We start from the raw sequence: 9,349 nt of genomic DNA on the forward strand, positions 1-9,349 counted from the left end.
CTGGCGTTGGGGCAGGACCAAGCGTCCTGCCTCAATAGCCGACAGTAAAGCGCTGGCGCGCATGCGCCGGCGTCTCCAGCTCGTCGACCAATGCGACGGCATAGTCCTCGGCCGAGATCCGGCTCTGACCCTTGCCGTCGACCAGGAGCTGATCCTTGCCGAGGCGGAACTGGCCGGTGCGCTCGCCCGGCTCGATCAAGGCGGAGGGCGAGAGGAAGGTCCAGTCGAGGCCGCTCTCGCCCTTCAGCAGATCGAGGAAGGCACCGCCCTTCCTGGCTTCATCGAGATAAATCGCGGGGAATTCCGGCGTATCGAACAGCTTCACGCCGGGCGCGACCTCCAGGCTGCCGGCGCCGCCGACAACGAGATAGCGCTTCACGCCGGACTGCTTCACCGCTGCGAGCAGCGTCGCCGGATCGCTCGCGGAGAAGTGCACGGCGCTGATCACCGCATCATGGCCGGCGAGGAGGGTCGCGAGCCCGTCCTTGTCGTAGACATCGCCAGCCTTCGCGGTGACGCCAGCGCCCTGCGGCACCTTTTCCGGATTGCGGACGATGGCGGTGACCTGATGGCCGCGGCTGGTCAGCTCGGCGAGCAGGCGCGAACCGATGAAACCGGTCGCGCCGATGAGAGCAATCTTCATGACGAATGTCCTTAGGTATCCAACGGGAACCAACATCCCAATGGACACCAGATGGCGTATGTGCGATTTTTGCTCAAGAAGGCACTTTCACGCCACAAGGTCACCTGCCGGAAACCTGCCATGCTGCACCGCCCTGACGCATTCGACGCCCGCTGCCCGACAAGGCAGGTGCTCGACCGAATCGGCGACAAATGGGCGGTGCTGGTGCTGATCCTGCTCGAGCGGGAGACGCTGCGCTTCAATGTACTGCGCCGCAAGATCGAGAACATCTCGCAGAAGATGCTGTCGCAGACGCTGAAGAGCCTTGAGCGCGACGGCCTGATCACCCGCCGCGCCTTCCCGACCGTACCTGTCACGGTCGAATACTCGCTGACACCGCTCGGACACACGCTCGCCGGCACGGTCGCGGCACTGACGCAATGGGCCGAAGCCCATATCGGCGAGGTCGAAGAGGCACAGCGCCGTTATGACCGCGGCGAGATCGCCGCCTGATCAACGCTTGAGAGACCGCTTAGGTTTGAAGAACGCGGCCCAAGCGTCGTCCGGTGGGCCGTTCTTCGTGACCTCCGGCGCCTTGAAGGCATCGGGCGCCAGCCCCTTCTCCAGCATTTCCCAAGCGACCGGCATGGCGACGGCGGCGCCGGGGCGGGCTCTTGTCGAGAACGGCGCGATCGCGGTCGAGCCGCGGCTATTGCGGAGATAGTCGATGAAGATGCGGCCCTTGCGCGCCTTCTTCGACAAGGTCGCGGTGTAGAGCTTGGGTTCGGCCTGTTCCATCGCCTTGGCGAAATCGCGGGCAAAGCCCTTGACCTCGTCCCAGTCCGCCTTGGGCTTCAGCGGCATCATGACGTGGAAGCCCTTGCCGCCCGAGGTCTTGAGAAAGCTCTCGAAGCCAAGCTCATCCAGGCGCTGGCGCACGGTCAGCGCCGCCTCGCGCACCCGCTCCATCGGCACGCCCTGGTCGGGGTCGAGATCGAAGATGATCTGGTCGGGCGTATCGACCGCATCGACTTTCGCGCCCCAGACATGGATCTCGACCGTGCCGAGCTGGACCAGCGCGGCGAGGCCATCGAAATCGCGGATGAAGAGCAGCTCCTCGCCATCCTTGTCCTTCACCCGCGAGACGGATTTGTGCAGACCGGCGCCGGCATGCTTCTGGAAGAAGACCTGGCCGCCGACGCCGTCGGGCGCACGCAGCAGGCTGAGCGGACGCTCGACCACGAAGGGCGCCATGCGCTCCCAGACGCTGGCGTAATAGTCGAGCAGATCCTGCTTGGTGAAGCCGATATCGGGCCAGAGCGGCTTGTCGGGATTGCTCAGCGTCACGGCGGTCTCCGGAACGGACGCGCGCTTGTCTGCGGGCTTTGCTGCTCGTGACGTCTGCGCCCCGGCCTTGACCGGCTTCTCCTCGATCACCTCCTGCGCCGGCTTGTCCTCGCGCAGGCCGAGAAATGCCGAATGCCGCAGGGTTTTCGAGGCTGTCCATGAGCCGAAGGCGATCTCGGCGACGAGACTGGGCTTGACCCAGACGATACCACGCTCGCGCCCGGCTTTGCCCGAAAAGGGCGAAGCTTCCGCGGCGATGGCATCGAGCTTTTTCTTCAGTGCAGCGGCCGAGCTGCGGGTGAAGCCGGTACCGACCCGGCCGGCGGGCTTGAGCTCGTCATCCTCGTGATAGCCGAGGGCGAGCGAGCCGAGCTGGTTGCGCGAGGCCTTCGACGGCACATAGCCGGCAATGACGAACTCCTGGCGCTGCGTGCATTTCGACTTGATCCAGTCGCGCCCGCGGCCGCTGCGGTAGGGCGCCTCGGCACGCTTGGAAATCACGCCCTCCAGCCCCATGCGGCAGGCATGACGCAGCATGGTCTGGCCCGGCTCGACGAAATGCTCGGAATAACGCAGCGGCGACTCCGGCCCGGCAGCCTGCAGCAGCTCCTGCAATCGCTCCTTGCGGGCGAGAAGCGGCTCGCCCTTCAAATTCTCGCCGTCGAGATGGAGCAGGTCGAAGGCGAAGAAGACGAGGCTCGCGGTCTCGCCGTCCGATAAGGCTGCCTGGAGGGCGGAGAAGGAGGAGATGCCGTTTTCTCCCAGCGCCACGACCTCGCCGTCGATCAGCGCGGTCTCGCAGGGCAGCTCCGCGAGAGCATCGGCGATCCCGCTGCCGAAGCGCTCCGTCCAATCGAGCCCGGTCCGCGTGAGCAACTTGACCTTTCCGGCAGAGATCCTGCCCTGCAACCGGTAACCGTCGAATTTGACCTCGTGCAGCCAGGCCTCGCCCGTCGGCGGCTTATCCTGCAACGTCGCCAGACAAGGCTCGACGAAGCGCGGCAGCGGCTCCCCTTCGGTCTTTGCCGGGCGCCCGGCCGGATTGGCTTTTGCCGTCTTCGCTTTTGTTGTCTTCGCTTTTGTTGTTCTGGGCTCGGCAATTTTGGGCTTGCGCCCTATCGCGGGCTTTTCATCGGTCGACCGGATGTCGGCATTGCGATCCTTGCCGACGTCCTCGACACTCTTGCCGGATGCCACCGAATCCGGCGCGGTCTCCAGAATGTCCTCGTCGTCACGGGCGCAATCGTCGTCGACCTTGATCAGCAGCCAGTTGTCGCGCTTCTCGCCACGGCGGGGCTTCAAGCGTACCAGATGCCAGCGGCCGGCCAGCTTGTGACCTTCGAGCGTGAAGGCGAGGTGGCCCTTCTCCATGCCGCGGACGGGATCGCCTTCCGGGATCCATTTGCCCTCGTCCCAGACAATGACAGAGCCAGCGCCATACTCGCCCTCCGGAATCGTCCCTTCGAACGAGCCGTATTCGAGCGGATGGTCCTCGACATGGACAGCGAGGCGCTTCTCTTCCGGATCGAGGCTCGGCCCGCGCGTCACGGCCCAGGACCAGAGCACACCGTGATGCTCGAGCCTGAGATCGTAATGCAGGCGGCGGGCGGCGTGCTTGTGGATCACGAAGGCACCGCCGGCCTGAGCTGCCTTTCGGCGGCCGGCGGCACCTTTCGGCTCGCGGGTGCGGGAGAAATCGCGCTTCGAACGATAGAGGTCGAGATTGGCCATGGCGCCCTCCGACGCGCGTCAGGCGCTCTTCCTGGCCTTGCCGGCAGCGGGCTTTTTAGTGGACTTGCCTGCAGCCGATGGCTTCTTGGCGGGAGCCCCTGACTTGGCGGGCGGGCGGCCCTCCTCACCGAGGCTCTTCTTTAGCGCATCGAACAGGTTGACGACATTGGCGGGACGCTCGGCCGGCTTCGCGACCGGCGGCTTCTTGCCCTTGCGCTTGGCCTCGATCAGTTCGAGCAAAGCTTCTTCATAACGATCCTCGAAGCCGCTCGGATCGAACTTCGCCTGCTTCTTCTCGATGATGTGGGTGGCAAGATCGACCAGCTCCTCGTCGAGCTTGCCCTTGCGCAGGCCGTCGAAAATCTCGTCCGGCTGGCGCACGGTCTTGTCGTAGCGCAGCGTGGTCAGGAGCAGGCCCTTGTCGAAAGGCTCGATCATCACCGGCCGCTCGCGGCGATAGAGCACGATGCGGGCGATGCCGGCCTTCTTCTGCTTCGCCATCGCCTCGCGGATCACGGCGAAGGCTTCTTCCGAGACTTCGTCGGACGGGCTGAGGTAATAGGGCTGGTCGAAATAGATCTGCGGGATCGCAGCATGATCGACGAACTGCTCGATCGAGAGCGTATGCGAGCTCTCGATCTGGACCGCGTCGATCTCGTCCTCCTCGATGAGGAGGTACTCGTCACCGCCGATCTCGTAGCCCTTGACCTCGTCGTCGGAATCGACCGGCTTGCCGCTGACGCTGTCGATGTACTGACGGCGCACCGTATTGCCGGTCTTGCGGTTGATGACGCGGAAGGAGACCTTCTCGCTATGGTCGGTCGCCGAGGTCAGCTCGACGGCGCAGGAGACCAGCGAGAGCTTGAGATAGCCCTTCCAGGCCGGGCGGGGCGCCATCAGGCCGCCCTCAGTGCCGGGCGGGCCGGAAAGGCCGGCGGCAGGCCGCGCAGCCAAGCCTCGGCCCGGACGATCTCGTCACGGGTCACGACCGGCACCGGATCGGACAGGATCGCCAGCAGCACCTCGCGGTCGAGCTGGCCGTTGGCGATCACGTCGGCAAGCGCGTCGCGGGTTTCGCGCTCAGCCCAGAGCTGGGCGCCAAGTGCGGCGATAAGACGGTCCTTCGGCATGGCTGGCATGATACTCGACCCCGGTTTGGAGACCTGCGGCGAGTCAACCTGTGGAGCCGGCAGAGGTTCCGGCGGGCGGTGCTCGCAGTCAGCGAGCTGGCTCGTCGTCCATCAGCACTTCCTCGGGCGGAACCGGATCGGGCGCGCCCTCAGCCAGATATCGCGCCAGGATCGCCGATAGGCTCAACGGCGTCAGCGGTTCGCGGACGTTGCCCAACTCGGCAATCGGCCACCAGCGGTGCTCGACGACATTCTGCGCCTCGACCTGGTCGGCCATGACCGGATCGAAGCGAGCGACCTCGACGATGCGATACTCCTCGCGCTGCGATATCCGTCGGGTGCCCCAATCGAAGGTATGGTGGCGGCGCCAGACCAGCGCACCGATCCGGAATTCGACCAGCCCGAGTTCTTCGCGGAGCTCGCGCCTCAGGCCGTCCTCGATCGTCTCGCCGTGATTGAGCCCGCCGCCCGGCGCGATCCAGAAGCATCTCGCCTCTCCCGGCGGCCGCAGGCGGAAGAGCAAGGTCTCCCGTTCCGGCGTGAGAATGAGTGCGCGCACGGCCCGTCTTTCCTCGAGCTGCTGCATGCTCTTCTCCCCGCCACGACGCTGCACGCTAGCCTTTCCGCCAGTTTCGTGTATATGCCCGGGCAACCGGCCCGATGGCCGGCTGCGCATCCCTTCCGTGATGAGGCGGATGCGGGCTTCGGACCTTGCTGGACGACATCCCGGCCTGGCCCGCCAGATCAACACCGAACCAAAGGACATGACGATGTCGATTACTGCCGAGCGCAAGACCGCGCTCATGAAGGAACATGCCACCAAGCCGAACGACACCGGCTCGCCGGAAGTCCAGGTCGCGATCCTGACGGAGCGCATCAACAACCTGACCGGCCACTTCAAGTCGCATACCAAGGACAACCATTCGCGCCGCGGTCTGCTCAAGATGGTGTCGCAGCGCCGTTCGCTGCTCGACTACCTCAAGGGCAGGGAAGAAGCGCGCTACAAGACACTGATCGAGAAGCTCGGCATCCGCCGCTGATCGAGACCGAATCCCGCCCGGTGCCTCGCTGCTCCGGGCGGTTCTGCTAGAGGCCGAATGATCGGCCCCATCCCGGGAGCGCCGCAATGACGCGACGTTCCCCATTCAGTGCGGCGACCGCATGGGGCGGCCCACCGCATGATCCGCCGGCGTCAGCGACGTCCATGGCAGGATCGCCGAGCGCCCGGGCGCCGCTTCTTTCGAGCATATCCCGGACGTTCCGCCGTCTTGCCCATGGGCTCGAGCGACGCCGGACGGATCGCATCCGACCGAAAGACATATCCATGTTCGATGTTCAAACCGAAGAACTGATCTGGGGCGGCCGCAAGCTCGTCCTCGAAACCGGCAAGATCGCCCGGCAGGCCGACGCCGCCGTGCTCGCCACCTATGGCGAGACCGTGGTGCTCGCGACCGTCGTCTCCGCCAAGACGCCCAAGGCTGGGATCGACTTCTTCCCGCTGACCGTGAATTACCAGGAAAAGACCTTCGCCGCCGGCCGCATCCCCGGCGGCTATTTCAAGCGCGAAGGACGCCCGACCGAGAAGGAGACACTGGTCTCCCGCCTGATCGATCGGCCGATCCGCCCGCTCTTCGTAGAGGGCTACCGCAACGAGACGCAGGTCGTCTGCACCGTGCTGCAGCATGACCTCGAGAACGATCCCGACATCGTCGCGATGGTCGCCGCCTCCGCTGCGCTGACGCTGTCCGGCGTGCCCTTCATGGGCCCGGTCGGCGCTGCCCGCGTCGGCTATTTCGACGGCGCCTACAAGCTCAACCCGCTGGTCGACGAGATCAAGGAATCGCAGCTCGACCTCGTCGTCGCCGGCACGCCCGACGCCGTCCTGATGGTCGAGTCGGAGGCCAAGCAGCTCTCCGAGGAGATCATGCTCGGCGCCGTGATGTTCGGCCACAAGCACTTCCAGCCGGTGATCGACGCCATCATCCGCCTGGCCGAGAAGGCCGCCAAGGAGCCGCGCGACTACACCCCGGCCGACAACTCCGTCGTGCTCGAGGCCGTGCTCAAGCTGGTCGATGCGGATATCCGCGCCGCCTACAAGATCACCACCAAGGCCGAGCGCTACAAGGCGCTGGACGCCGCCAAAGCCAAGGTCGCTTCGCTGATCTCGGACACGCCGGACGGCAAGACGACCTTCACCAAGGAGCAGGTCGGCGGCCAGTTCAAGGAAGCCCAGGCCAAGGTCGTGCGCTGGACCATCCTCGACGACGGTGTCCGCATCGACGGCCGCGATCTCAAGACGGTCCGCAAGATCGTCTCGGAAGCCGGCATCCTGCCGCGCACCCACGGTTCGGCGCTGTTCACCCGCGGCGAGACCCAGGCGCTGGTCGTGACCACGCTGGGCACCGGCGACGACGAGCAGTACATCGACTCGCTGGAAGGCACCTACAAGGAGACCTTCCTGCTGCACTACAACTTCCCTCCCTATTCGGTTGGTGAAGCTGGCCGCATGGGTTCGCCCGGCCGTCGCGAGATCGGCCATGGCAAGCTCGCCTGGCGCGCCATCCGTCCGATGCTGCCGGCGAAGTCGGAATTCCCCTACACGATCCGCGTCGTCTCGGAGATCACCGAGTCGAACGGCTCCTCCTCGATGGCCACCGTCTGCGGCACCTCGCTGGCGCTGATGGATGCCGGCGTGCCGCTGAAGGCGCCGGTCGCGGGCATCGCCATGGGCCTGATCCTGGAAGGCGAGCGCTTCGCGGTGCTTTCCGACATCCTCGGCGACGAGGACCATCTCGGCGACATGGACTTCAAGGTGGCCGGCACGTCCGAGGGCATCACCTCGCTGCAGATGGACATCAAGATCGCCGGCATCACCGAGGAGATCATGAAGGTCGCTCTCGACCAGGCCAAGGGCGGCCGCGACCACATCCTCGTCGAGATGAACAAGGCACTCTCGGTGGCCCGTGGCCAGCTCGGCGAGTATGCCCCGCGCATCGAGACGATGAAGATCCCGGTCGACAAGATCCGCGAAGTCATCGGCTCCGGCGGCAAGGTCATCCGCGAGATCGTCGAGAAGACCGGCGCCAAGGTCAACATCGAGGACGATGGCACCATCAAGATCGCCTCGGCCGACGGCAAGTCGATCGAAGCGGCGATCAAGTGGATCAAGTCGATCGTCTCCGAGGCCGAGCCGGGCATGATCTATGACGGCACCGTCGTGAAGGTCATGGAGTTCGGCGCGTTCGTGAACTTCTTCGGCGCCAAGGACGGCCTCGTCCATATCTCCGAGCTGGCCCCCAACCGGGTCCAGAAGGTTTCGGACGTCGTCAAGGAAGGCGAGAAGGTCAAGGTCAAGTTCCTCGGCATGGACGAGCGCGGCAAGGTTCGCCTGTCAATGAAGGTCGTCGACCAGACCACCGGCGAGGACATCACCGAGAAGCTCAAGGCCGAGCGCGACGCCGAGAAGTCCCGCGAGCGCCAGGGCGCCGAAAACTGAGGCGCCCGAAACGCTGAGCGTTTCACGTGAATCAGACGCCCCGCATCGCAGGATGCGGGGCGTTTCTTTTTGAGCGGTCCCTCTGGTGCAGTGCAGCTAAACAGAATAGTCTAGACTTATTGACATCCGGAGACTGGCATGACCGCGCACTGCATCACTTCGCTCGATCAGCTCGCCGCGCTCTACCCGAACCCGATCGCGCCGGCTTCGGTGATCAAGGAGATCGATCACATTGATGCCAACTACGGCGCGCTCATCGCAGCCTCGCCGTTTTTCGTGCTCGCGACCAACGGTCCTGATGGCCTGGATTGCTCGCCGCGCGGGGATCTGCCGGGCTTCGTTGCGGTCAGCGACGCCAAAACGCTGCTGATTCCAGACCGAAGAGGCAATAACCGCCTTGATTCATTGAAGAATCTTCTGTCTGACAATCGAATCGGAATGCTCTTTCTGATCCCCGGATACGGCGAAACCCTGCGCGTCAACGGTACCGCCGTGCTGTCGACCGAGCCGGAGCTGTGCGCGCGCTTCGAGATGGCCGGAAAGCTGCCGGCCTGCGTGATCGTCGTCACTGTCGAGGCGGCCTATTTCCAGTGCTCGCGGGCGGTGGTGCGCGCGGATCTCTGGAACCCGGCGACACAGGTCGACAAGCGGACACTGCCAAGCGCGGGGACGATCCTGCGGGAGATTTCGTCTCGGGCAGCGGCGGAGGCGTTCGACGGCGAGGCCTATGACAAGGCGCTGCCCGAGCGGGTCAAGGCGACGCTGTACTAGCCGAGCGCGAGTCATCCCGGGCGGAGCAAGCGATTAGATGCTCACCCGTCGCCGCGAAGCGCGGGAACCCTCTCCTGTAAGGAGAGGGTAGGGTGAGGTGTAGGCCGCTTGACCAGAGCCGCGGACGCTAACCGCAAGGTCAGGCTCCGGCCAACGTTTCCAGTCCGAACACCTTGTAACTTTTCCTCTGCCTCTGCTGGTAAGGTTCCGGCTGCGGTGGCGGGCGCAAGACCGGGAACACCGAGGGCGTCT

The 9,349-nt window shown here is 65.0% G+C and carries 9 protein-coding genes; 4 read left to right on the forward strand and 5 right to left on the reverse strand.

Features of this window, described 5'->3' with window-relative positions; all coding sequences use genetic code 11:
• Positions 1–31: 31 nt before the first annotated feature.
• Positions 32–643 (reverse strand): NAD(P)-dependent oxidoreductase, encoded by a 612-nt coding sequence (locus ACSQ3M_RS22215; RefSeq protein ID WP_436152241.1) that lies wholly within the window; start codon positions 641–643, stop codon positions 32–34.
• 120 nt (positions 644–763) lie between these two features.
• Here ACSQ3M_RS22215 and ACSQ3M_RS22220 point away from each other — a divergent pair, with 120 nt between their 5' ends.
• Positions 764–1,135: a winged helix-turn-helix transcriptional regulator gene (locus ACSQ3M_RS22220; RefSeq protein WP_436152242.1), complete on the forward strand. Its 372-nt coding sequence runs from the start codon at positions 764–766 to the stop codon at positions 1,133–1,135.
• Here the strand turns inward: ACSQ3M_RS22220 and ligD are convergent, their stop codons facing one another.
• From ligD to ACSQ3M_RS22240, 4 genes are all read right to left on the reverse strand, one after another.
• A complete protein-coding gene (ligD, locus tag ACSQ3M_RS22225; RefSeq protein ID WP_436152243.1) occupies positions 1,136–3,700 on the reverse strand; it encodes a DNA ligase D in 2,565 nt (854 codons plus the stop codon). It abuts the gene before it with no gap.
• Positions 3,701–3,718: 18 nt separating this feature from the next.
• Positions 3,719–4,597, reverse strand: coding sequence for a Ku protein (locus tag ACSQ3M_RS22230; protein ID WP_436152244.1), 879 nt, complete (start codon positions 4,595–4,597; stop codon positions 3,719–3,721).
• Entirely contained in the window at positions 4,597–4,830 is a 234-nt protein-coding gene (locus tag ACSQ3M_RS22235) for a hypothetical protein (RefSeq protein WP_436152245.1), read from the reverse strand. The genes ACSQ3M_RS22230 and ACSQ3M_RS22235 overlap by 1 nt, the downstream gene beginning before the upstream one ends.
• 88 nt (positions 4,831–4,918) lie before the next feature.
• Positions 4,919–5,416, reverse strand: coding sequence for an NUDIX domain-containing protein (locus ACSQ3M_RS22240; RefSeq protein WP_436152246.1), 498 nt, complete (start codon positions 5,414–5,416; stop codon positions 4,919–4,921).
• A 184-nt stretch (positions 5,417–5,600) separates the two neighbouring features.
• On the opposite strand from ACSQ3M_RS22240, the gene rpsO reads away from it, so the two are divergent.
• The 3 genes from rpsO (at position 5,601) to ACSQ3M_RS22255 (ending at position 9,097) form a co-directional block, all read left to right on the forward strand.
• Positions 5,601–5,870 (forward strand): 30S ribosomal protein S15, encoded by a 270-nt coding sequence (rpsO, locus tag ACSQ3M_RS22245; protein ID WP_057192055.1) that lies wholly within the window; start codon positions 5,601–5,603, stop codon positions 5,868–5,870.
• Between the two features lie 284 nt (positions 5,871–6,154).
• The gene (gene pnp, locus ACSQ3M_RS22250) at positions 6,155–8,326 is read left to right on the forward strand and encodes a polyribonucleotide nucleotidyltransferase (protein ID WP_436152247.1); all 2,172 of its coding nucleotides are present in this window, start codon (positions 6,155–6,157) and stop codon (positions 8,324–8,326) included.
• A gap of 138 nt (positions 8,327–8,464) precedes the next feature.
• Positions 8,465–9,097, forward strand: coding sequence for a pyridoxamine 5'-phosphate oxidase family protein (locus ACSQ3M_RS22255; protein ID WP_436152248.1), 633 nt, complete (start codon positions 8,465–8,467; stop codon positions 9,095–9,097).
• The last annotated feature ends 252 nt before the right edge of the window (positions 9,098–9,349 follow it).

This window comes from Allobosea sp. LjRoot90 (genome assembly GCF_964254315.1).
Taxonomy (GTDB): domain Bacteria; phylum Pseudomonadota; class Alphaproteobacteria; order Rhizobiales; family Beijerinckiaceae; genus Allobosea.

Bases quoted from the DNA above. Each gene is read 5' to 3' on its own strand.
- ACSQ3M_RS22215 (WP_436152241.1), bottom strand. From the start codon at position 643: ATGAAGATTGCTCTCATCGGCGCGACCGGTTTCATCGGTTCGCGCCTG.
- ACSQ3M_RS22220 (WP_436152242.1), top strand. From the start codon at position 764: ATGCTGCACCGCCCTGACGCATTCGACGCCCGCTGCCCGACAAGGCAG.
- ligD (WP_436152243.1), bottom strand. From the start codon at position 3,700: ATGGCCAATCTCGACCTCTATCGTTCGAAGCGCGATTTCTCCCGCACC.
- ACSQ3M_RS22230 (WP_436152244.1), bottom strand. From the start codon at position 4,597: ATGGCGCCCCGCCCGGCCTGGAAGGGCTATCTCAAGCTCTCGCTGGTC.
- ACSQ3M_RS22235 (WP_436152245.1), bottom strand. From the start codon at position 4,830: ATGCCGAAGGACCGTCTTATCGCCGCACTTGGCGCCCAGCTCTGGGCT.
- ACSQ3M_RS22240 (WP_436152246.1), bottom strand. From the start codon at position 5,416: ATGCAGCAGCTCGAGGAAAGACGGGCCGTGCGCGCACTCATTCTCACG.
- rpsO (WP_057192055.1), top strand. From the start codon at position 5,601: ATGTCGATTACTGCCGAGCGCAAGACCGCGCTCATGAAGGAACATGCC.
- pnp (WP_436152247.1), top strand. From the start codon at position 6,155: ATGTTCGATGTTCAAACCGAAGAACTGATCTGGGGCGGCCGCAAGCTC.
- ACSQ3M_RS22255 (WP_436152248.1), top strand. From the start codon at position 8,465: ATGACCGCGCACTGCATCACTTCGCTCGATCAGCTCGCCGCGCTCTAC.